The following is a 21,102-nucleotide window of genomic DNA, read 5'->3' on the forward strand; positions in this document are numbered from 1 at the left end:
CATCCTGCTTAGCATACAATGCTCTGGATGGATCGTCCGCAGACATCTTTCTATTTATTAACCCCTTGGGTCACGCGGTCAAGCAGCATCGCAAGAATAACAAGCGATATACCACCTTCAAAGCCTGATCCAATATCTACCTGGGTAACAGCCCGGTAAACAACAGTACCAAGACCTGGTGCTCCGACCATCGAAGCGATAACAACCATTGACAGAGACAGCATAATAGTCTGATTAACCCCTGCCATAATTGATGTCATGCCCAGCGGTATCTGAACTTTTGTCAGCCTTTGCCCTGTCGTTGAACCAAAAGCGTTAGACGCTTCAATCAGTTCTTCATCTACCTCTCGGATACCAAGGTTTGTCAGCCGCACAGTCGGTGGCATTGAGAAAATAATTGTCGCGATGACACCTGGAACCATACCAAGACTGAAGAACACAACTGCCGGAATCAAATAAACAAATGCCGGCATAGTCTGCATGAAGTCAAGAATTGGTGTGACAATCGCCTGAACGGAATCTTTCTGTGACATCCAAATACCAATGGGAATACCTATTAGCATGGAAATAACCACCGACACAAGAACAAGCGAAAGTGTTTCCATCATTTCAGGCCAATAACCCAGGTTATTAACTAGGCCAAGACCAATAACAGCAAATAAACCTATCTTCCAGTTCACAGCCCACCACGAGAGCAGAGCGATTATAATAATCAGCACAAGTGGTGGCGGTACTTCCAGTAAGCTAACAAAATTCTCCGTAATAAATGACAGAACGGCAGATATCGTGTCAAACACAACACCAAATGTGTCTGTCAAAAAGTTTTTAAACGACTCAACCCATTCTCCTAATGGGAGCTGCGGAAAAATGGTATCAGGCATTTGACTCGTCACCCCCATTTCCATTTATCACTTCATCATTGCCAGCAAGTGCCCCAATAACAGATCCTCTGACAACAATGCCAAGCAACTTGCCGGATTCGTCAACAACCGACAATGGTGCCGCATCATTCGTCATTGGTTCAAATAACTCAGACAATAAAGTATCTGGAGAAACTTTCGGGATATCGGATATTAAAATATCTTCCATCGTCTTGTCTTGTTTAGCGACTTCAGCTGCCTGATTTGCTGTTACATAGCCAAGGAGCTTTTGTTTTTTATCGACGACATAAATCGTAGAAACGCCGCTTTCTCTCATTAATCTCAAGGCAACATTTGGACCCCGGTCAACTGTGACACTTTCAGCACGTTTCATGACATGGCCCGCCGTAAGAACTTTGGCGAGGTCAACATCTTCAACAAAACGCTCAACATAATCGTTGGCGGGTGACATCAGGATTTCCTCAGCCGTACCAATTTGTACAATAGCGCCGTCCTTCATCAGAGCAATTCTGTCGCCAATACGAAGCGCTTCGTTCAGGTCATGCGTGATAAAGATGATTGTTTTCTGCACTGATTGCTGCAGATCCATAAGTTCATCCTGCATATCCTTACGAATCAATGGATCCAGCGCACTGAATGCCTCATCCATTAGAAGGATTTCCGGGTCATTGGCAAGGGCCCTTGCTAGACCAACACGCTGTTGCATGCCGCCAGAAAGCTCACTTGGAGACTTATCCATATAATCGCCCAGTCCTACAAGATTCAAAGCATCACGTGCCTTTTGATCACGATCATTTTTATCAACGCCCTGAACCTCTAAACCATACTCGGCGTTCTTAAGAATTGACTTATGCGGAAGGAGAGCGAAATTCTGAAACACCATGCTCATTTTTTTCCTGCGCATATTACGCAGACTTTCCTTATCCATTTTTGTCACGTTCTCATCGTCAAGCCATACATCACCAGAAGTCGGCTCGATAAGACGATTAAGCATACGCACAAGTGTGGATTTACCGCTTCCGGATAAGCCCATGATAACAAAGACTTCCCCATCTTGAACGTCAAATGTTGCCTGATTGACACCCACTGTCATACCTGTGAGATCAAGAATTTCACCTTTCGATTTATTCTCATCAAGGTATTTGATAGCTTGTTTCGGTCGTCGGCCGAATACTTTAGTCAATCGGTCAACCTTAATTTTACTCATTTTTTCACCTCTCTTAAACAGTGTTTAATTTTTTGGTTTGAATGTGAAGAAACTATGTATATCCAAACAAAACCATTCATTTTTGACATATTTCTTCCAGTCCTAACAGTTGAACGACGAGGTTAAAAAATCCTGCAACTTTTCTATCAGTTCAAAAGTATAAAAAATCACCTGATTAATTCTTTAATAAAAAACTGATCTCTCGCTGCCTACCCTTACAACTATAAATCTATTACAATTTTATTTCAACTATTAAATAGCGTCAATTTTGTACATATTTTTTGTTCAGTTTGTGCTGAACAACATATACGAGTTTTTTCTTGCATTTCCTTTAATTTGCTATAAAATGCTGGCTTAAAGCATTTAATACTGATGTCTAATGCCGGCTGAAACCAACTGCACCAATTATAATTTGTTCCATAAATTGTTATTATCTTTTCAATACGTTTACAAATTCATCCATTAAAGAAGAATAATAGCCTTCCTGCTTCAGAGCGTAAATGGCTGCATCCGGGTCCAATTTTATATTCAGCATGCCAGCAAAATGCACTAAAAGCGGGGAGAAGTCCAGGTATCCTCTCGCTTTTTGAACTATGTATTCAGCATGAAGCTTTGCGATAAGCTGCATAAGATCCTCGTATTCCTTTCGGGTTAAATGATTTTCGACAATCATTTTTGTGAATGGATACGTCTCTGAATCAATTGTTTCCGCTAACAGCTTAAGATGAAAATAAATGGTTTCAAATTTTTCTGTATCATCCAACCATAACACCCCCAGATCCGCAGCATTCATTTTTCTTCAGCTCAGTCATAGCAGTCATTACCAGACCTATGACAAATCATATTATTTTTACATAACCTATTGATTTTTACAATGGAACATATTATGATCTCTAAGGGAAATTGAACTGAAAGGCTCCTGACAATATAAGGGGGGATCCACAATGAATTGCTGGAAAATCATCAATCTGGATAAAAAATTTGGTATGAACAGACTGCACTCGCAATCTTTATTAATTGGGCTGCTGACGTTCATATTTCTTTATATCCCCTTATCTGTTAAGCATGGAACAGCAAATTTAAATGAATCGGGTATTATTCCGTTCATTCTGGCAATTCTTTTTTTGCCCGCTATGCATACATTCGTGCACATGCTGCCCTTAATGATATTAAATAAACGGACACGTCTGATTTATAAACGAAACATGATTTTTTTTCCTGTCACGAACTATTATACAAAAAAGTATTTAACAAAAAAAGCGTCTTTATTAGCAACAGCAGCGCCAACGCTGTTGATCACCATTCCGGGTATACTGGGAAGCTGGCTGTTTAGTACGTATTATGTATACTTTCTTATCTTCACAGCCGCCCATATCGCTTTGTCGTTTAAAGATATTTTATATATGGCTTATATTTCTAAATCGCCGAAACATGCCTATATCGAAAACAGTTCAGATGAAATTGTCATACTCGTAAACAGGAACGACTAAACCGGTTTAAAACTGGTTTATTTATTATACAACACAGGTTATAAAAAGTACATCTGAACACCGATAACCATGTATTGTTTCACGCCGCCCGAAAGTAATTTATACTGTTCATCCCAGTCATCTTTTGATACAGTATGAATAGGATTGACATGGTATTTCATTAAGGGGGTTTTGACATTGACATTAATTTTTCCATTTTATGCCCTTTTGGTTTTGTTAGTTTTCAATTCCTTAACACATAAATTTTGCATGAAAATGGAGTTGAAAGCCAAAAAGCAATCTTCCATGTATCGCGTAATTAATATTATGATTTTGATTTTACTTCTATCCTCATATGTCAAAGTGCTGAATGTGACAGTATAAAATATAAAATGAATAATTACACCATTTTTTCCGCTATCTATGTTATATTTAAAAAATGACTTAGACACTATTATTAATTAGGAGTGTACACAAATGAAGAAATTAGCCATTGCTGCCGGTATAGCCAGCATCCTGACATTGTCAGCCTGCAGTTCAGACGGTGGCTCGGACGTTGTAGCTGAAACAGGTGCGGGAGACATAACCAAGCAGGATTTTTATGATCAGATGAAGGATAAAACCGGCTCAGATGTCTTGCGCCAAATGGTGACGCGTAAAGTGCTGGAAGATAATTATGACGTCTCAGATGAAGACGTGAATGCACAAGTAAAGGATACAAAGGATCAATTAGGTGATCAATTTGACATGTTTCTCCAGCAGCAGGGCTTCAAAGATGAAGACGCCTATCGTGATACCATCAGACTCAGCCTCCTGCAGCTGGAAGCGGCAGCAGAGGATATGGATATTACAAAAGACGATTTAAAACAGCGCTACAATCGGATGCAAACCGAGATCAAAGCTAAAAATATTGTAGTGGACGATGAAGAAACAGCCAAGAAAGTTGAAAAGAAACTCGATAACGGTAAAAATTTCGATGATCTAATGGAAAAATACACCTCAGATAAACAAACACCGCAACGTGGCAGACGTCAGGGAGGCGGCGCCCAGCAGAGCGGTGAGTTAGACTACTTTACAGCTGGCGATCTGACGCCTGCGATTGAGGACGCTGCTTATAACATGGATGGGGGTAAAGTCAGTGACCCTATCAAATCAGATTATGGCTACAACATTATAAAAGTTACGGACAAGCGTGATAAGGATAAGGATATCGGATCATTCGAGGATAACAAAGACAAGATACGCCGTAACATTATTAATCGCCGTGTTGACGTCAAGCAGCTTCAGAAAAAGATAGACGGGCTGATTGAGGATTCTGATGTTAATATTAAACCAGATGATCTGCAGGGCATTTTCAAAAAAGATGACAACAAACAGCAAAAATCTAAAGACTAAGTCAAAAAGACGGCTGACACCCCTTTATGGGCGCAGCCGTCTTTTTGTTACGATCAGGACATATGCTGTCGCTGTCTATGCTTTTCGTGCCGTTCCTGTTCCATCCGGTCAATATAAACCATGCCTTCCTGTTCGATATACTGCTGTTCAAGCCTGCGCTCTGCACGCATCGCCCGAAACGCCATATAGCCGCTTAAAAAAATGAACATAATCAACATAAATACCCACCAAGGCACTCCAAGAATCATTATAAGCCCCCTTGTCCATCCATTTAGTTAATGTATATGCAATACCGAGGCTTAAATATGTTCTGGATGTGGATCAGTGTGCTTTATTTTTCTTCAAATGCTGGTTTATAAAATGCCCGATTATCTAGTCCGAACAACCGTTCTGTAAATTCCCCCGGTTCCACTTTGTCCAGTGCTCGATTTAATGTATTCATTCTGGCATCGATCAGATCAATTAAATGCAGCAATTCCGCTTCCCGGATTAGAGGCATCTTGGGACTGCCCCATTCTGCCTTTCCGTGATGGGAAAGGATTAAGTGCTGTAAAATCAATACTTCCTCGCCCTCAATTTCCAGTTCCTTTGCCATAAGCCCAATCTCTTCAACCATTATCGGGATATGACCAAGCAGTTTCCCTTCCAGTGTATAAGATGTTGTGACCATACCTGAAAGTTCTTTTATTTTACCCATATCATGCAAAATAACCCCAGCATACAACAGATCCTTGTTGGTCTGCGGATACAAGTCGTGCAGGTCTTTTGCTACTGCAAGCATACTCACCGTGTGATGAGCCAAACCTGAGGCGTAGGCATGATGGTGCCTGGCAGCCGCCGGATAACTCAGCAGGCTTTCCTGGTATTTCTTAACCAGGGCCCGGACAATTCGCTGCAATGACGGGTTTGTCATTTCAAAAATAGCACTAGTCAATCGCTCCATTAATGTTTCCGGTGCAACCGGTGCTTTTTCAATAAAGTCAGCCACCTGGACATTATCTGTCGGCTGAGAAAGCCGGATCGAAAAAATTTTCAGCTGCGGCTTACCCCGGAACTGATTGATTTCTCCTGAGATCCTCACAATTTGTTCTGGTAAGAAGATATCTTCATCTTCTTTTGTAGAATCCCAGAGCTTTGCTTCAATTTCACCTGTCGTATCGCGTAAAATCAGTGTTAAAAATGGCTTCCCATTACTCGTAATACCGCGTGAAGCTGATTTAATTAGTATAAAGTCATCAAATGCATCACCAACACTGTAATGTTCTATCCCCTGTTTCAAGCCTGATTGCTCCCCCTTTTTGAGACATCATTAGCTGCTGAGGTCTAATTATCTTCGTATTTTGTCTCTGCAGAATTTTTTGGTATATAGTCAAAAATCTCCCCTGATTCAACGACCTGAATAAATGTCATCAACCATTCATAGTAGCCTTTTGCATAACGGAGCCGTTCCAGATCGCGGTCGATTTTAGCCTGCAGCGTTTGATCACTGTTGCGCTCTCTTATTTTTATCAGCTCGGTTATCGTCTCATTTGTTTCTTCTATATTTGTTTCGGTATGATGACGCCAGCGATTGCCAAACAGAGAAGTGAATGACTTATACCAGTCCTCTTCAGAGCGGTACAAGTCTTTTCGGATGCCCCGCTTGAAAGTCGTTTCAACCATTTTCATATCCGACAAGGCCCGTACACCTGTCGACATACTTGTTTTGCTCATTTCCAGCTCATCACGCATATCATCCAGGGTCATTGGTTCATCTGAAAAATAGAGAATACCATATAAACGCCCAACAGAAGTCGTCATACCATATAAGTTCATATTTTTAGCGATAACCTGAATGTACTTTTCAATCGTTTCTTCATATCTTTCATGATCGGTTGGTGTTTGGCGGTTGTTTGGCATTCGGCTCCCTCCATATGCTTAATGCTTATTCGATAGACTGAAGCCACTTAAGGCACCGTCACTTATCTTAAGATAGTTTATCATGAATAATGACTGAATGCGAATAGAATATGGACGTATTATCCGGCGAATTGACTTGATATGGCAGTGATTCTAACGCTGTGTCATTTTAGCAAATATAAAAAGTGAAGGCACGTTCTATTATTATTCGCTTACAGTATGCCTGATATGGTATGTTGACATTAGACATCATTTGATTTGAAGGGAGAGGAACAACGATATGACGTATTTTTTAACCGTATTTGAACAATCCGGTGAGAAGCTGCTCGATGAATCATTCGAAGCACCCAATAACGAAGAGGCCAAAACAATTGGCCAAAAACGCCTTGACGACGAAGGATACAGTCAATACACCCACCGCTGCGTGTCACCAGACGCCAAATTAATACTGTTTCACAGGTGAATCGGGGCTTGCACTGGATATAGAATGATCCCGCTGACCAATGATTCACAGCGGGATCTTAGAGTTGCTTATTCTTGTGCCTCTTCTTCTGGACTGCCGTAAAGTTCCTCAAGCGGCTTCGTAATAATCTGGCTGACTTCATTGATCACGACATTTAGATTCTGCTCTTCTTCCATTAATTTCGAAATATCATCGTGCTGCTGCACGGTTTCCACTACTTTTTGGGCTTCTTCGACTTCCTGTTCAGAAATCTCCTCACCCTGCATTTGCTTTTCCTGCAGAGCCATTTGGGTATTCCGGAAATTATTAAACATTTGTTTAGCAGATTCATCCGCCATCACAGCGTCATAGGCCTGTTTAAGCCTGGTGAACTCATCACTGTTACGGATTGCCTTTTCTAAATCATAGGCACTATCATAAATATTAGGCACGCTAATCCTCCTTCATTTTGTCTAAACACACTATAACAGACGTGTCCACCACTGTATACTATAAAGAGGATGCTTCACTTATCTTGCATAAGATATGTATAAAACAGTTTTGAATGTAAAAATTACCAAACGGCTGAAAAAAACATAAGAAGAGGAAAGCCTAAGACTTTCCTCTTCTGAACAAGGGAATTAGCCCTTGTGGAGCCATTTAATATGATTGTTGTTGTCCATTAAATTGGGACTGAGCTGACTGAACCAGACGCTTCGTGATTTCACCGCCGACAGAACCGTTGGCACGGGATGTCGTATCAGCGCCCATGTTAACACCAAACTCTTGGGCAATTTCTGTTTTCATCTGGTTAAGAGCCTGCTCTGCGCCAGGGACAACCAGCTGGTTTGAACTGCTGCTGTTGTTGTTAGCCATGTTTATCACCTCCTGTAAACACTATTGTTCACAGGTTTCGAAAACTTATCATGGAATTCCACTGGTAAATGTTGTTTAATAGCGCGGGCAGGCACTGAAACCAAAGGCATAGGTGAAATAATAAAAATACATTACGTTTGTCCCAGCCTTTTTCATTAGTTCGGATGGGTCATATCTTTAGGATTGACGTATTGTTCAAATTCTTCTTCAGTGAGCAAATCGAGTTCAACAGCCGCTTCCTTAAGCGTCGTATCGTCCTCAAATGCTTTTTTAGCAATTTTCGCGGCATTTTCATAGCCAATATGCGGGTTCAAAGCCGTAACAAGCATTAAGGAATTACGCAAAAAGTCATCAATACGCTCATAATTCGGTTCGATACCCTGCACGCAACGCTCATTAAACGAGCTCATGCTGTCCGCCAGCAACTGACATGACTGCAGGAAATTATAAGCAATGACAGGTTTGAAAACGTTCAGCTCAAAGTTGCCCTGACTAGCCGCAAAACCAATAGCTGCATCATTTCCCATGACTTGGGTCGCTGCGAGTGTCACGGCTTCAGGCTGTGTCGGATTAACTTTACCTGGCATGATTGAGCTGCCTGGTTCATTTGCCGGTATCGTAATTTCACCGATGCCTGAGCGTGGCCCGCTTGCAAGCCAGCGCACATCATTAGCGATTTTCATGAGATCAGCTGCCAGTCCTTTTAGCGCACCATGAACCTGAACCGTATCATCATGGCTCGTCAAGGCGTGAAATTTATTAGGCGCTGACTGAAACGTTTTGCCTGCTTCTTGACTGATAGCTCTGGTGACGGCTTCCGAAAAGTCCGGATGAGCATTCAGGCCTGTCCCGACTGCAGTGCCGCCGATGGCTAAATCTTTCAGATACTTGATGTTCTCCGAGATCATCGTTTCTGACTTTTCCAGCATGCGGTGCCAGCCGCTGATTTCCTGTCCCAGCGTCAGAGGTGTGGCATCCTGCAAGTGCGTACGCCCGATCTTGACAACTTCCTGAAAAGCGTCCATTTTCGCTTTCAAAGTGTCTTTCAGCGTTTTGGCAGCCGGCAGAACTTGATCTTCCAGCTTCAAAACAAACGCCACATGCATGGCTGTTGGAAACGTGTCATTAGAACTTTGTGATTTATTGACATCATCATTCGGGTGCAGGGTTTCCTCACTTCCCTGCTCTTTCAGCCATTCACTTCCGACATGGGCAATCACTTCATTAACATTCATATTAGATTGTGTGCCGCTCCCGGTCTGCCAGACGACCAGAGGGAAATGATCATCGAGTTCGCCGCTAATAATTTGGTCGGCAGCATAGCCAATCGCATCAGCCTTTTGCTTGCTCATTAAATCTAATTCATGATTCGCTTTAGCAGCAGCCTTTTTCAGAATTGCTAATGCCCGGGTAACTTCAACAGGCATTTTTTCACCGCCGATTGGAAAATTCTCTTTACTCCGCTGCGTCTGCGCACCCCAATATTTATCGGCGGGGACTTTCATGTCTCCCAGTGTATCTTTTTCAATCCGGTAGTCCATATCCGTAGTGCCTCCTTTGGTAAAACAATAACTGACTATATTATAACAAAATAAAAGTATTGAGCGTTAGCAAAAATCATATCGCATGAACGTTACTGCATTGCATCTTAAAAAGTCTCACCAGCACTGGTGAGACTTTTTAAGAGGAATTTATTCCCAGACGAAATGTCTGTATGCAACACATAATTGTTCAAACCGATCCCGGTTTCCCGTATCAAGACTGTGATTAATCGCATCCTGTAATCTTTGCTTATTCCAGGTAAAACATAGTTCATCTAATAAAAGCTGTGCCGTTAATTGCCATTCAAACGGCATTTGCCGCTTGGCTTGTTTAGCTGTCCCTCTATACCGGTAAAGCCGATAGATGCTCTTCTGCTTTTTCAATGGAACACTCCCCCTTGCTCCTTTTTCCCATTATCCTAAATAATGAGAAAATTTGCAAGGGTCGATTTTTGTGCGTCTAAGGCTTAATATTCCGGTAGCCCAGAAATCCGGCCACAAGGGCACAAATTGCCAGCAAACTGGCCGTCCAGCTAATATTCCAATTCATCATCAATGCAATAACAGGCGGACCTGCTGCTACACCAACATAGCGCATAGCACTATACAGTGATGTAATGACACCCCGGACATTCTTTTCTAATGAAGTTGAAATCAGGGAATCCAGACAAGGCAGTGCCATACCAATACCAGTTCCACAAATAAGAAAGATCGCCAACAAATAGATCGGATGATCCATAAGCGGGATAACGGCCACAGATGCCCCTGCTAACACAATACCGGTGAAAGTTACCCATTTCATAACGTTTAAATTATCTTTAATCTGATGCCCGGTGATGAAGGAAGCAATCGATAAAGCCAATAACGGAATGGCAAGCAGCACACCTTTCCAGATGCCTTCATAGCCGTATTTTTCTTCAAGAATGCTTGATAAGTAAAACAGAAAGCCAAATAAAATAAACATTAAGATGGCACCAATGATAAACACAGCAACCAGCCATTTGCCATGCTCTTTCATGGCATCTTTGATAAACCCGACATATTCTTTGAATTCTGTTTTTTCCTCTTCGCCACTTTTACTTTTTATCATGAACATAACCATAATTGTCGAGATAGCACAAAATACGGGTATCGAGTAAAAAGGCATGTACCAGACGATCGCGGCCAGTGCAGCTCCTAGTATCGGGCTCAGCACTTTCCCAATCGTGTTCGATGTCTCGATAATTCCAAGTGTCGCACTTGCTTCTTCATCATCTTTAAAGATGTCGCCCACAAGCGGTATAACAATGGGAAAAGCACCTGAGGAACCAATTCCCTGCAGGATTCTTCCCAGGAGAATAACCACAAATGGGTTATCCATAAACTGTGAAGCGAGAGCGGCGGCTAATCCGCCAATACCGGTGATGATTAATGAAGGTACAATCACGACTTTTCTGCCAAATCGGTCTGATAAAAAACCTGCAACAGGAATCAAAAAAATAGCGACAACAGAATAGACGGTAATAATATAACTTGACTGTAATTTTGAAATGTCCACTTCTTGCTCCATTACCGGCAGAACCGGAATCAGCATGGAATTTCCCAGAGTCATAATCAGCGGAACAGTTGATAAAGCTATAACAGCCCAGCGTTTTTCTTGTTCTTTGGAATCAGGCATAATACGTTTCTCCTTTGACACCGATTTGATCACTACTGGTTTTAATATTTGCTTAACACGTCGTTTTATTCCTGCAATTTTTGCCATAACTCAAGATGATTTAGACAGGTCAATTTAGATGGTGATGCCTCTTTCTGTTTCTCTAGACTCACTGCTGCAGGCTTTGATAAACTATTGTGGCTATAATACACGTGATAAAGTTGATGAAAACAGGAGGCCATTAAGATGGATCAGGCAAATGATTTTAAGCAGGGTGACAAAGGTGCCTGGATAAGCATTATTACGTACATCATTTTAGCCGTCGTTAAATTGATTATTGCTTCAGTTGGCCATTCTGATGCATTGCGGGCGGATGGTTTAAATAACACAACCGATGTGGTTGCTTCAGTTGCAGTGCTGATCGGTCTGAAAATATCCCGAAAACCACCTGATGCAGACCACCGTTATGGCCATCATCGAGCTGAGACAATCGCTTCACTGTTCGCCGCCTTCGTTATTGTTACAGTTGGTATACAAGTTATTACAGAATCATTTGAAAATGTTTTAGCCGGTAAAACCGCTCAGCCTGGTATGCTCACAGGCTGGACTGCACTGGGGACTGCTTTTCTGATCTATGGTGTCTATCTCTACAATAGACGACTTGCCACTAAAATCGGCAGCAGCTCCCTTTCCGCAGCAGCGAAGGATAATCGGTCGGATGCCTTTGTAAGCGTTGGTGCTTTTGTTGGCATTTCAGGGGCTCAATTCGGTATCTACTGGCTTGATCCATTGGCCGGATTGATTGTAGGCATTATTATCTGTAAGACAGCATGGGACATTTTCGTTGACGCCACTCATACATTAACGGACGGATTTGACGAAACAAAGATTAAACAAGTCAAAGCAGGCATTGCAGATGTGACCGAAGTGAAAAAAGTGGTTGACGTAAAAGGCAGAATTTATGGCAATCAAGCATTTATCGATGTAACGATCCTTGTTGAGCCGAGTTTAAATGTTAAAGAGAGCCATGCTATAACTGAAAAGATCGAACGTTTCCTGCAGGATCAATACAATATTCCGTATGCACAGATCCATATTGAGCCTTATGAATAAATCACGATTCAGGTTACGCATTAAAAAAGCTGCCGGCTCTCACCGAACAGCTTCTAATTCAAGATAAAATGGGCAGGCATTTACAGCGTCAATAAAAACACAGCTGCAATCGCGCCTATAACAACCAGGACAACATTAACCCTCAAGTAAGCCAGAGCTACCGCCGCCAGGCCGCCTAAAAGACCTACATACGGCCGTTCTGGTATCACGCTCAAAATACCCGGAAAAATCAGAGCACCCAAGGCCGCATAAGGAATCGCGTTCAGCCATCGGTTCACCCAGTCAGGGAACTGCAGTTTATCCACGATAAACGCTGGTATTATACGCGGTAACATCGTGACAAGAGACATACCAATGATAATGGCTAAAATCATGCGCTATCCTCCTTCAGCAAAACGACACCGCTCAAACCGCCGAGCACCGTCCCGCATACAATAGCCCAGCCTTCACTCATAAACTGACTGCATATGGCATTAATCAGCATGGCCAATATGGCAACCAGACCAATGCGCCACTCTTTTTTAACCGATGGAATTAAAAGGCCGATAAACATAGCATACAGCGCAATCCCCATACTTTGACTTAACTGCTCGGGTATAACTTCGCCGAGAAGACCACCCAAAATAGAACCAAATACCCAAGCGGCATACGCCGTAAGAATCAGGCCCGCATAGAAATAGCCCCCTTTTTTCATGTCCGCCTTTTCCGTATGAAGAGAGGATACCGCAAATGTTTCATCTGTCAGCCCCATTGATAAAGGAACTTTCCATTTCAATGTAAAATTCCGCAACCGGTTCATAAATGATAAACTCATCACGAATTGACGAAAATTCAGGACGAATGTGGCAACGATAATTTCCGCAGCACCGGCACTCACAGCGATCATATTGGCTGCCATCAATTGGCTCGCCCCTGCAAAAACCATCACACTCATTAACGCTAATTCCAGCATGGTCATACCCGACTGTTTGGCCAGCACGCCATAGGTAATCGAGATCGGCAGGTAGCCGAGCATAATCGGAAAACCTGTGGCAATGCCTTTCTGAATCATCAGTTTAGCAGAAGATGTTTTTTGTTCCGGTGTAACGTCTGTATCCATGCTCAGGCCCCCTCTGCATTAAAAATTAAGACTATTATAACTTATTTTCTGATAAAGGAAAAGTTATGTTTTTGTTAAATGAACATTGACAAATGTTTAGCATACCATGTATAGTCATGGCAAATCTTACAGATGAATTAAGCACCCGTGAATGCGCAGTAGATGCTGTCCGAGCAGCCGATAGAGACAGGGAGGATGGTGAAATCCCTGGCAGGGCAGCGATCGAAATACACATTCGAATAAACGCGGGTAATGTATCGAGCGGGTGAGTATACACTAATGTGATGCTCATCAAACAGGGTGGTAACACGGAGTCATGCTTCGTCCCTATATGGGGGCGGAGTTTTTTTATATTTATTAAAAGGAGGCGTTCAAGTATGTTTTCTGTACAGCCCAAGTATCAACCATCCTTGATTGAATCAGTTTTATTCTTCCTTCTAACAATTGGGTTAATCAGTTATTTTATTATTGGATTAGGAACTGAACCACACATCCCTATTCTGCTTGCTTTACTGCTCACGGTAGCATATGGACTCATGCGCAGAATTTCGTTCCAGGACCTTGAAGCAGGTATGATTGCTGGTGCTAAATCGGGTTTGGCAGCGATTTTCCTGTTCCTGTTAATCGGAATTTTAATCAGCAGCTGGATGATCAGCGGTACGATTCCCATTCTGATCGACACCGGTTTCTCACTTGTTGGCGGAACATGGTTTTATGCGATTGTATTTGCCGTAACAGCGATTATTGGTGTATCACTCGGCAGTTCCCTGACAACAACCGCCACAATCGGTGTAGCCTTTATTGGTATGGGCAGTGCTATGGATGCATCCATGGCAATTACAGCTGGTGCCATTGTTTCTGGTGCGTTTTTTGGTGATAAAATGTCGCCGTTGTCTGATACAACAAACTTGGCATCAACGGTTGTGCAAGTGGATTTATTCAGCCATATTAAACATATGGGACTGACAACCATTCCGGCATTTGTCATTTCGTTTGTTCTATTCGCCGTTTTATCACCCAGCGAGGCGGTTACGATTGCTGATTTAGATGCCTATAAATCAGGTCTTGCAGATACCGGACTGATGTATTGGACATCATGGATCCCACTGATCATTCTTTTTCTGGCAACGATTTTCCGGATCCCTGCTTTTGTATCAATTGCTCTCAGCAGTGTCATAGCTGTTGTACTGGGGGGCATAACAAGCGGGGTCGCCTGGACGGAGATATGGGGAATCCTGTTCAATGGCTATACCGCGTCAACAGGCTTCGGACCCGTTGACGAGCTATTAACCAAAGGCGGCATTAACAGTATGCTTTTCACCATCTCACTTGTGATTCTCGCTCTCGGATTTGGAGGTTTACTGTTTGTGACCGGCATTATCCCTGCCATTTTAGCTTCTTTCCAGCAAAAACTGCAGAATGTGCGGGCCATTATTGCCTCAACGGCTGCTACAGCACTTGGCGTCAATGTGCTGATAGGGGAACAATATCTGTCCGTTATGCTGACGGGTGAAACATTCAAAAGTGTTTATCAGCAGACAGGGTTATCGAATAAGGTGCTCGCCCGGACGCTGGAAGACGCTGGTACTGTTATCAACCCACTGGTGCCCTGGAGTGTCTGTGGGGTCTTTATCGCCGAAGTTCTCGGTGTTCCGGTTCTTACCTACTTGCCATTTGCGTTCTTCTGCCTTTTGAGTCCTGTTATCACAGTGTTGTTTGGCGGCAAGGCACTGAAAAATAAGGGTTAAAGAAGGTTCTGGTTTATATTCTGAAAGCTTAAAAAAGGGATGGGACAAAATAGTTTTATCAACTAGAACACGAACAGCTGACGTGAACAGTTAGAGCAATAAGCCGCTCCGGAATCGCTTTCTGCGGATGACTGGCGAGCCTCCTCGTGCTCGCCGCACCCGCAAGCTTTTCGGCAAAGCCTAAGCTAGTCCCAACCCTTTCCTTCCAGCAATGCTGTCAATTGACGCAGGCCTTCAAGCAACCTGGGGGATGGCCGGCAGAAAAGTGACTCTTCAAGAACAAAAATGTGATTGTGTTTAACGGCCGTTATCTGATCCCATCCAGGGCGCCTGCGGACATGATCCGGCCGCATTTTCGCTTCCTGCACGCCAACCCACACCATGCAAATACCATCCGGATTTCGTTCTCTCACATCCTCCCAGGTTGTTTGAACATTAGCTTCGTCTTTAGCAGCAAAAAGATTCTCCGCGCCAGCAAGATGACTGATTTCTGTCAGCCAATTACGCCCACCAGGGGTAAAAATCGGTTTAGGCCACCATTCCCAATACAAGGATGGCTTCTGCTCTATTGCTGCAGCTCGCTCACGAAAAGCCGTCACCTCCTGTCGAAAAGCTTTTGCTCTGTCGATCCCAAGTGATGTCTTCCCCAGAGCTGCCCCGACGCTTGCAATATCATCTGCAATATCCGCCAGTGAATTGGGGTCCAGTATCAGATAAGGCAGTCCCTTCTCATCAAGTGCTTCTATATTCTTTTCCATACCGGGGACACTTAAAGAAGCCAGAACCAAATCAGGCGATAATGCCGCCACTTTATCCATATCAATGGAAAGGTCGGGACCGAGGCTTGGCAAGTTCTGAACAGCATCAGGCCAATCGGAATAATCATCAACACCTATCAGTAAATCTGTTTGACCTAAATAATCCATAATTTCCGTGTTGCTGGGACAAATCGAAACAACGCGCATAAAAAACGCCTCTCCTTTCCGGAAAGATGCCTAAAGCCGTCCACCCCTGCCTAAAAACGAGGACGTTCGTGTCTGTATTGGCCCGTTCAGGCAAAAGCTACTGATTCTGCTCAGTGGTGATCATGGGACCGTCCTTAGTGATAACAATGGTATGTTCATACTGTGCCGAGCGGCCTTCATCAATGGTCCGTGCTGTCCAGTTGTTAGTGTCCATTTTACTTTGCCAGCTGCCTTCATTGATCATCGGCTCAATCGTGACAACCATTCCTTCTTTCAGCCGTGTTCCTTTACCTGCCTCGCCAAAATGCGGGATATGCGGCTCTTCATGCAGTGTTGGGCCGATACCATGACCTGTAAAGTCCCGGACAACGGAGAAACCTTCCGCTTCAGCATAAGTCTGGATCGCATGGCCAATATCTCCTATTCGACTGCCTGGCTGCGCTTGTTCAATCCCTTTGTAAAGGGATTTTTTAGTAACATCGAGCAATTTCTCCCCAACATCATCCAGGGTTCCGACTTGGAATGTCCAGGCTGAGTCAGCCAGTCCGCCATTCAAATTGACCACCATATCAACCGTGACAATGTCACCATCAACCAGTTCTTCGTCGCGTGGGAAACCATGGCAGATTTCGTCATTAACCGAGGCGCATGTCGCATAGGGATACCCCTCAAATCCCTTTTGTTCAGGTGTCGCACCGCGCTCCGCAAGAAACTTCTCAACAAAAGAGTCAATCTGTTTCGTGGTGACCCCGGGTTTAATCATTTTCCCAATTTCCTGATGACACGCGACGAGAATATCGCCAGCCTTTTGCATTTTTTCAATTTCGCGTTCACTTTTTCGTGTAATCATACGTTTCGTCCTTTCTGTCTATAATTCTTAGCCTGCTATCAATCGTGACCTGGGATGAGCCTTAGAATCAGCATAGCAGGTAACACTATACATTGGCAGCGGACTTCCATCCCCTGCCTTTCAGCCCGGCCTGTTACAATAGCCTATAAAACGCATCGGCCGGGGCATCGTTAGTCCGTGTAATCCGCAACATTATAAATTTTTCCATTAACAACGGATGAGTCGTCTGTCAGAATATCAACGAGAACGCCACCAACCGTATCAGCATCTTTTAGCTTATTTTGTTCCTTATAAGCCCGGAACTGGTCAACCTCGCGAAAAGCATGCTTATCACTGTTGCGGATTGTCTTCTGCATGTCTGTATCCATAATACCTGGACTGAAAGCAATTACTTTACTCCGCGTTTCCAGTTTATCCTGCTCCAGGGCGGCCGTTTGCGTATACATATTAATGCTTGCTTTGGTCGAGCAGTAGGCACTCCAGCCATACACTGGCCTTTCTGCTGCGCCTGATGTAATCGTTGCCGCCATAAAGCGCACATCCCAGTCAGCAGCTTTTTTCAGAAAGATGTTGGTTAACACCATTGGCGCTGTCATATTAACCTGAATATGATGGGCTATATCAGCACTTGTCGTATTCATTGAGGGACTCATCGGTTCCAGAACACCTGCATTATTAATTAAATAAACGGTATCCAGATTGCGGGAAAAAATATCATCACTGATTTGCTGAAACGTTTTCTCAGTCGCCTGCAGATTTCCTAAGTCAATCGCATAGTGCTGATATGTTACCTGATTCGCTGCCGCCACGTCCGCAAGCCGATGATTTTTTCCGCGGGATATCCCTGTTACATGCACCCCTCTTTCCATAAACTTTTTAGCAATTGACTCGCCCAGTCCTTTCGAAACACCGGTGACAACAGCATGTCGCATCGTTTCGACCCTCCATACATGGTTTAGCTAAAGTATTAACGCTCAGACCAGCAGTAAACGAGTGCTTCCCATACCTATTCTCGGATAAAGCGCGCAATGCCTGCTGGCTCATCTCCCCTGATCGTTTAATACTATTTTAGCACACAGAGAAGCAAAAAAGAACAAAGCATGCTGGGTGCCGATAAGCATTTAAGACGATCCATAAAAAAGACAGCCTGAATGCAAGGCTGTCCCTCAGACCATATAACCTATTCACCTATGGTGCATACACCTGATTCCATTCATCTTTTCGCTTCAGCATAGCCTCTGCAATTGTTTTTGCTCCGTCAAGACTATGATTAGCCGCCCAGCCGCATTGTTCTTCGTTGCAGGCCGGCACTTCATCAGCCGTCAGAACATCCTGTAATGTCTTTTCCAGCGCATCTGTTATTTCTTCGTAGCTGTCATTGTTAAGAACGGACAGATAAAATCCCGTCTGGCAGCCCATCGGCCCAATATCCAGCACATTATCGAGATGGACGCAGATACTCTCAGCCATTAAATGTTCAATTGAATGCAGACCGGGCATATCCATATGTTCCTGATTCGGCTGTTTAAACCGAATATCATATTTATTAACCTGATCACCATTCACACCTTTTGTTTCACTGACAAGGCGAACATAAGGTGCTGCGACTTTTGTGTAATCAAGGCTGAAACTTTCGGCATTCATGTTTTCAGGCATAGTGACCGCTCCTTTATACGCTTCCAAGTGATTCTTATTTTAACCTAACATGAATCATCAGACGTGTAAAAAAATCTGTCTAGACCCTGACCACGGTTCTTGCTTCCAGGCTGCAAACGCAAAAAAGGGCGACAGCTGCTTTTGCTTGCCACCCTTTTTTTCGTTTATTATTTATTGCCCTGCTGCGGGAAAATACGCTCAATCATGTTGCCCATCTGATCGAATAATCCTCTGACAGGTTTGCCATTACCTGCTTTATCCGAGTAATCACCAGCAAGATCAAAGAAATCTGGATTTGTCGTTACATAAACGTTATCAACATCAGAATCAACTGACTTCACAATGTCACTGATGTCATTTTTTACACTGTCAGTAACGTTGCTGCCTTTGTCAGTATTAGTGTTATTAATGTTGCCATCCATGTTTCCATTATCGCCATCATTTGCTGTGTCGCCGTCCATGTTTCCATTGTCGTCATTTGCTGTGTTGCCATCCATATTATCGCCATCATTCATATCAGCATTATCTTTGTTCTTGTTAGCCTGATTAAGCTGAGCTGCTACATACGCATTATTGTCAGTCTTTAAAACATACGAATGGTCAATATTGTCCATTTTATTTGTGATTTTATCTGCGGCTTTATTTGCCAGTTTATACTGGCTGTTATTATTTGTATTCCGCGTATAATTGTCACCGTCGTTCATATTCCCATTGTTGTTACGATCATTCATACGATTATCATCTGTATTAGTGTTATCCGGATTATCGGGGTTCATATCGTTTGTATCGCCATCGTTTTCATAACCTGTCTTTTCCACATTGCCATCATTGTCCTGACCATCTTCAGCAGCGTTATCGTTCCCATTCGTATTGCAGGCAGCTAACACAAGAAGCAAGACAGCCATCAGACTTACCAATTTCCATTTCATATAAATCCTCCTTACGGTTTTGCTATTAGTCTGCAGCAGCACTTAAGTTTTATACGCTTACATAAATTGGGAACGAACACTGTGCTTGTTACGGACAAATATATAAGATATCAGGGAAGGCTATAGAAGATCCTTTCAAATTGAAGGAGGATTTTAAAAATGGAAATCCCTGATTACGATAAAGCTTTATATTACACATTGTGGGGCCAATGGGATGAACTGCTTATACTAATGGTCCGCACAGATGACGATATGCTTTCCAAAAAAATACAGGTATTTCTGCACGCCTATTATTATTCACCTGAACAGGCTAAAGTAATGAATTCCCACGATGAACTGCTGTATTATATTGACCATGCTATGACCTATATGCCGCCTGTAACGATGGAGGTATAAGGAAAAATGATTTATCGGGAAAAAGTGCACTTGTACCAGTGCATTTTTTCCTTTATAAAGCGTGATAGTAATCAATTGGAATGAACAAACCGACACGTCCATAGTCATCGTGGTGGATGGTTGCAAATACAACGCCTATCACGTTCCCGTCTTCATTAATGACCGGACTGCCGCTATTGCCGCGGTATACGGGCGCATCCATCATGACCACTGGTTTGTCCCAGTCGCTGAGCTGGATATAATCCAGTACCCGGCCTTCATTGGCAATGCCGCTGAATCGAATGGGATTCCCGATGAAATAAACATGCTCACTCCCGGCTTCAAACGCCGTCTTTTCGGCAACGTCAAGATGAGGCAATCCAGTCTCATCAACCTTCACAACCGCCAGATCGACCGATGGATAAACAGTTTCCACATGCCCGGATAAAAGCCCTTTGTCAGGAAACGCAACTGTAACCGTATCATTGCCTTCCACAACATGGTAATTAGTAAGAACCTTCCCATCGGCAGATATGGAAAAGCCAGTTCCCCTGCCTTCTTCTGTTTCAATCACCACAACCGATTGCTTGTATGTTTGAATATTTTCCTGGGTGGACAATTTGGCAGAGGTTTTCAAGAAATCAACTGCAGGAATCGAAAACGTTTGCGGAATCAGGGCACCAACATTTAATACCATGACAGCAGCAATCAGCCAGAATACCCACTTTGGAAATCGTCTGCGGGGCTTTGCCTGTTGCTTCCTGTGCTGCTCTTTTGCTAAAGCCTTCTGCCGTTCCTCCTCAACAAGCTCGAAAAGTTCTTCTTCATCAAGTTCTTCATACAAATCATCATCACTATGGTTCTTTTTATCATCAGACATAAGCCAGCCCCCATAACACGTGTCAATCATTACCAACAGATGTATCTATATGCTAACATTTGTCAAGCTTAAACCCAGCGATGAATAAAAAACAGTTTTTTGGACAGTATGCACGCAGGCACAAAATGGCAGAAAACGTGC

The 21,102-nt window shown here is 43.2% G+C and carries 26 protein-coding genes; 6 read left to right on the top strand and 20 right to left on the bottom strand.

All coding sequences use genetic code 11. The annotated features are described in order from the left end of the window. Positions 1-50: 50 nt before the first annotated feature. From ACFQU8_RS03420 to ACFQU8_RS03430, 3 genes are all read right to left on the bottom strand, one after another. Positions 51-881: an ABC transporter permease gene (locus ACFQU8_RS03420; RefSeq protein WP_382357768.1), complete on the bottom strand. Its 831-nt coding sequence runs from the start codon at positions 879-881 to the stop codon at positions 51-53. Next, entirely contained in the window at positions 874-2,088 is a 1,215-nt protein-coding gene (locus ACFQU8_RS03425; protein WP_382357769.1) for a quaternary amine ABC transporter ATP-binding protein, read from the bottom strand. The genes ACFQU8_RS03420 and ACFQU8_RS03425 overlap by 8 nt, the downstream gene beginning before the upstream one ends. Before the next feature lie 430 nt (positions 2,089-2,518). Then, positions 2,519-2,860, bottom strand: coding sequence for a DUF1878 family protein (locus ACFQU8_RS03430; RefSeq protein WP_382357920.1), 342 nt, complete (start codon positions 2,858-2,860; stop codon positions 2,519-2,521). A gap of 172 nt (positions 2,861-3,032) precedes the next feature. On the opposite strand from ACFQU8_RS03430, the gene ACFQU8_RS03435 reads away from it, so the two are divergent. Next, the gene (locus ACFQU8_RS03435; protein WP_382357770.1) at positions 3,033-3,578 is read left to right on the top strand and encodes a DUF3267 domain-containing protein; all 546 of its coding nucleotides are present in this window, start codon (positions 3,033-3,035) and stop codon (positions 3,576-3,578) included. 38 nt (positions 3,579-3,616) lie between these two features. On the opposite strand, the gene ACFQU8_RS03440 is transcribed toward ACFQU8_RS03435, so the two are convergent. Beyond that, entirely contained in the window at positions 3,617-3,739 is a 123-nt protein-coding gene (locus tag ACFQU8_RS03440) for a hypothetical protein (protein ID WP_382357771.1), read from the bottom strand. A gap of 295 nt (positions 3,740-4,034) precedes the next feature. On the opposite strand from ACFQU8_RS03440, the gene ACFQU8_RS03445 reads away from it, so the two are divergent. Continuing rightward, positions 4,035-4,952 (top strand): peptidylprolyl isomerase, encoded by a 918-nt coding sequence (locus tag ACFQU8_RS03445; protein ID WP_382357772.1) that lies wholly within the window; start codon positions 4,035-4,037, stop codon positions 4,950-4,952. Positions 4,953-5,005: 53 nt separating this feature from the next. On the opposite strand, the gene ACFQU8_RS03450 is transcribed toward ACFQU8_RS03445, so the two are convergent. The 3 genes from ACFQU8_RS03450 to ACFQU8_RS03460 form a co-directional block, all read right to left on the bottom strand. Beyond that, positions 5,006-5,200, bottom strand: a complete 195-nt coding sequence (locus ACFQU8_RS03450) for a sporulation YhaL family protein (protein ID WP_382357773.1) — start codon at positions 5,198-5,200, stop codon at positions 5,006-5,008. A gap of 83 nt (positions 5,201-5,283) precedes the next feature. After that, on the bottom strand, positions 5,284-6,231 hold the full coding sequence (gene yhaM / locus ACFQU8_RS03455; protein WP_382357774.1) for a 3'-5' exoribonuclease YhaM: 948 nt from the start codon (positions 6,229-6,231) through the stop codon (positions 5,284-5,286). A gap of 44 nt (positions 6,232-6,275) precedes the next feature. Further along, positions 6,276-6,851, bottom strand: coding sequence for a GbsR/MarR family transcriptional regulator (locus ACFQU8_RS03460; protein ID WP_382357775.1), 576 nt, complete (start codon positions 6,849-6,851; stop codon positions 6,276-6,278). Between the two features lie 280 nt (positions 6,852-7,131). Between ACFQU8_RS03460 and ACFQU8_RS03465 the strand changes: the two genes are divergently transcribed. Then, positions 7,132-7,314: a YhzD family protein gene (locus ACFQU8_RS03465; protein ID WP_382357776.1), complete on the top strand. Its 183-nt coding sequence runs from the start codon at positions 7,132-7,134 to the stop codon at positions 7,312-7,314. 68 nt (positions 7,315-7,382) lie between these two features. Here the strand turns inward: ACFQU8_RS03465 and ACFQU8_RS03470 are convergent, their stop codons facing one another. From ACFQU8_RS03470 to ACFQU8_RS03490, 5 genes are all read right to left on the bottom strand, one after another. Continuing rightward, positions 7,383-7,745, bottom strand: coding sequence for a YlbF family regulator (locus tag ACFQU8_RS03470; protein ID WP_382357777.1), 363 nt, complete (start codon positions 7,743-7,745; stop codon positions 7,383-7,385). Between the two features lie 208 nt (positions 7,746-7,953). Beyond that, a complete protein-coding gene (locus ACFQU8_RS03475) occupies positions 7,954-8,169 on the bottom strand; it encodes a small, acid-soluble spore protein, alpha/beta type (protein WP_382357778.1) in 216 nt (71 codons plus the stop codon). Between the two features lie 155 nt (positions 8,170-8,324). After that, a complete protein-coding gene (gene fumC, locus ACFQU8_RS03480) occupies positions 8,325-9,710 on the bottom strand; it encodes a class II fumarate hydratase (RefSeq protein WP_382357779.1) in 1,386 nt (461 codons plus the stop codon). Positions 9,711-9,860: 150 nt separating this feature from the next. After that, positions 9,861-10,094 (bottom strand): IDEAL domain-containing protein, encoded by a 234-nt coding sequence (locus ACFQU8_RS03485; RefSeq protein WP_382357780.1) that lies wholly within the window; start codon positions 10,092-10,094, stop codon positions 9,861-9,863. Between the two features lie 76 nt (positions 10,095-10,170). Continuing rightward, positions 10,171-11,367 (bottom strand): MFS transporter, encoded by a 1,197-nt coding sequence (locus tag ACFQU8_RS03490; RefSeq protein WP_382357781.1) that lies wholly within the window; start codon positions 11,365-11,367, stop codon positions 10,171-10,173. 225 nt (positions 11,368-11,592) lie between these two features. On the opposite strand from ACFQU8_RS03490, the gene ACFQU8_RS03495 reads away from it, so the two are divergent. Next, complete coding sequence (locus ACFQU8_RS03495; RefSeq protein WP_382357782.1) at positions 11,593-12,459, top strand: cation diffusion facilitator family transporter; 867 nt, start codon at positions 11,593-11,595, stop codon at positions 12,457-12,459. Between the two features lie 80 nt (positions 12,460-12,539). On the opposite strand, the gene ACFQU8_RS03500 is transcribed toward ACFQU8_RS03495, so the two are convergent. Together ACFQU8_RS03500 and ACFQU8_RS03505 are read right to left on the bottom strand one after the other, a co-directional pair. Continuing rightward, positions 12,540-12,833 carry an AzlD domain-containing protein gene (locus tag ACFQU8_RS03500; RefSeq protein ID WP_382357783.1) on the bottom strand — a complete coding sequence of 98 codons (294 nt, stop codon included), beginning with the start codon at positions 12,831-12,833 and terminating at the stop codon, positions 12,540-12,542. Beyond that, positions 12,830-13,558 carry an AzlC family ABC transporter permease gene (locus ACFQU8_RS03505; RefSeq protein WP_382357784.1) on the bottom strand — a complete coding sequence of 243 codons (729 nt, stop codon included), beginning with the start codon at positions 13,556-13,558 and terminating at the stop codon, positions 12,830-12,832. The genes ACFQU8_RS03500 and ACFQU8_RS03505 overlap by 4 nt, the downstream gene beginning before the upstream one ends. Positions 13,559-13,935: 377 nt before the next feature. On the opposite strand from ACFQU8_RS03505, the gene nhaC reads away from it, so the two are divergent. Continuing rightward, positions 13,936-15,306: a Na+/H+ antiporter NhaC gene (gene nhaC / locus ACFQU8_RS03510; protein WP_382357785.1), complete on the top strand. Its 1,371-nt coding sequence runs from the start codon at positions 13,936-13,938 to the stop codon at positions 15,304-15,306. 185 nt (positions 15,307-15,491) lie between these two features. Here nhaC and ACFQU8_RS03515 read toward each other — a convergent pair whose 3' ends face one another. The 5 genes from ACFQU8_RS03515 to ACFQU8_RS03535 all read right to left on the bottom strand — a co-directional run bounded on the left by ACFQU8_RS03515 (position 15,492) and on the right by ACFQU8_RS03535 (position 19,706). Then, a complete protein-coding gene (locus ACFQU8_RS03515) occupies positions 15,492-16,271 on the bottom strand; it encodes a cobalamin-binding protein (RefSeq protein ID WP_382357786.1) in 780 nt (259 codons plus the stop codon). Positions 16,272-16,368: 97 nt separating this feature from the next. After that, on the bottom strand, positions 16,369-17,121 hold the full coding sequence (map, locus tag ACFQU8_RS03520; RefSeq protein WP_382357787.1) for a type I methionyl aminopeptidase: 753 nt from the start codon (positions 17,119-17,121) through the stop codon (positions 16,369-16,371). 170 nt (positions 17,122-17,291) lie between these two features. Continuing rightward, positions 17,292-18,053: a (S)-benzoin forming benzil reductase gene (locus tag ACFQU8_RS03525; RefSeq protein WP_382357788.1), complete on the bottom strand. Its 762-nt coding sequence runs from the start codon at positions 18,051-18,053 to the stop codon at positions 17,292-17,294. A 256-nt stretch (positions 18,054-18,309) separates the two neighbouring features. Then, entirely contained in the window at positions 18,310-18,777 is a 468-nt protein-coding gene (locus ACFQU8_RS03530) for an S-ribosylhomocysteine lyase (protein ID WP_382357789.1), read from the bottom strand. 167 nt (positions 18,778-18,944) lie between these two features. After that, complete coding sequence (locus tag ACFQU8_RS03535; RefSeq protein WP_382357790.1) at positions 18,945-19,706, bottom strand: YhcN/YlaJ family sporulation lipoprotein; 762 nt, start codon at positions 19,704-19,706, stop codon at positions 18,945-18,947. A 159-nt stretch (positions 19,707-19,865) separates the two neighbouring features. Here ACFQU8_RS03535 and ACFQU8_RS03540 point away from each other — a divergent pair, with 159 nt between their 5' ends. Continuing rightward, the gene (locus tag ACFQU8_RS03540; protein ID WP_382357792.1) at positions 19,866-20,102 is read left to right on the top strand and encodes a YhdB family protein; all 237 of its coding nucleotides are present in this window, start codon (positions 19,866-19,868) and stop codon (positions 20,100-20,102) included. A 52-nt stretch (positions 20,103-20,154) separates the two neighbouring features. On the opposite strand, the gene ACFQU8_RS03545 is transcribed toward ACFQU8_RS03540, so the two are convergent. Beyond that, positions 20,155-20,961 (bottom strand): S1C family serine protease, encoded by an 807-nt coding sequence (locus ACFQU8_RS03545; protein WP_382357793.1) that lies wholly within the window; start codon positions 20,959-20,961, stop codon positions 20,155-20,157. Positions 20,962-21,102 lie beyond the last annotated feature (141 nt).

The sequence above is a fragment of the Lentibacillus kimchii genome (genome assembly GCF_042666895.1).
Classification (GTDB): domain Bacteria; phylum Bacillota; class Bacilli; order Bacillales; family Amphibacillaceae; genus Lentibacillus; species Lentibacillus kimchii.

Coding starts and splice junctions, on each gene's coding strand:
- ACFQU8_RS03465 (WP_382357776.1), top strand. CDS start 7,132: ATGACGTATTTTTTAACCGTATTTGAACAATCCGGTGAGAAGCTGCTC.
- map (WP_382357787.1), bottom strand. CDS start 17,121: ATGATTACACGAAAAAGTGAACGCGAAATTGAAAAAATGCAAAAGGCT.
- ACFQU8_RS03545 (WP_382357793.1), bottom strand. CDS start 20,961: ATGTCTGATGATAAAAAGAACCATAGTGATGATGATTTGTATGAAGAA.
- ACFQU8_RS03445 (WP_382357772.1), top strand. CDS start 4,035: ATGAAGAAATTAGCCATTGCTGCCGGTATAGCCAGCATCCTGACATTG.
- ACFQU8_RS03535 (WP_382357790.1), bottom strand. CDS start 19,706: ATGAAATGGAAATTGGTAAGTCTGATGGCTGTCTTGCTTCTTGTGTTA.
- ACFQU8_RS03540 (WP_382357792.1), top strand. CDS start 19,866: ATGGAAATCCCTGATTACGATAAAGCTTTATATTACACATTGTGGGGC.
- ACFQU8_RS03490 (WP_382357781.1), bottom strand. CDS start 11,367: ATGCCTGATTCCAAAGAACAAGAAAAACGCTGGGCTGTTATAGCTTTA.
- ACFQU8_RS03515 (WP_382357786.1), bottom strand. CDS start 16,271: ATGCGCGTTGTTTCGATTTGTCCCAGCAACACGGAAATTATGGATTAT.
- ACFQU8_RS03475 (WP_382357778.1), bottom strand. CDS start 8,169: ATGGCTAACAACAACAGCAGCAGTTCAAACCAGCTGGTTGTCCCTGGC.
- ACFQU8_RS03460 (WP_382357775.1), bottom strand. CDS start 6,851: ATGCCAAACAACCGCCAAACACCAACCGATCATGAAAGATATGAAGAA.
- ACFQU8_RS03495 (WP_382357782.1), top strand. CDS start 11,593: ATGGATCAGGCAAATGATTTTAAGCAGGGTGACAAAGGTGCCTGGATA.
- ACFQU8_RS03435 (WP_382357770.1), top strand. CDS start 3,033: ATGAATTGCTGGAAAATCATCAATCTGGATAAAAAATTTGGTATGAAC.
- ACFQU8_RS03505 (WP_382357784.1), bottom strand. CDS start 13,558: ATGGATACAGACGTTACACCGGAACAAAAAACATCTTCTGCTAAACTG.
- ACFQU8_RS03420 (WP_382357768.1), bottom strand. CDS start 881: ATGCCTGATACCATTTTTCCGCAGCTCCCATTAGGAGAATGGGTTGAG.
- nhaC (WP_382357785.1), top strand. CDS start 13,936: ATGTTTTCTGTACAGCCCAAGTATCAACCATCCTTGATTGAATCAGTT.
- ACFQU8_RS03440 (WP_382357771.1), bottom strand. CDS start 3,739: ATGAAATACCATGTCAATCCTATTCATACTGTATCAAAAGATGACTGG.
- ACFQU8_RS03425 (WP_382357769.1), bottom strand. CDS start 2,088: ATGAGTAAAATTAAGGTTGACCGATTGACTAAAGTATTCGGCCGACGA.
- ACFQU8_RS03530 (WP_382357789.1), bottom strand. CDS start 18,777: ATGCCTGAAAACATGAATGCCGAAAGTTTCAGCCTTGATTACACAAAA.
- ACFQU8_RS03500 (WP_382357783.1), bottom strand. CDS start 12,833: ATGATTTTAGCCATTATCATTGGTATGTCTCTTGTCACGATGTTACCG.
- ACFQU8_RS03450 (WP_382357773.1), bottom strand. CDS start 5,200: ATGATTCTTGGAGTGCCTTGGTGGGTATTTATGTTGATTATGTTCATT.
- ACFQU8_RS03525 (WP_382357788.1), bottom strand. CDS start 18,053: ATGCGACATGCTGTTGTCACCGGTGTTTCGAAAGGACTGGGCGAGTCA.
- fumC (WP_382357779.1), bottom strand. CDS start 9,710: ATGGACTACCGGATTGAAAAAGATACACTGGGAGACATGAAAGTCCCC.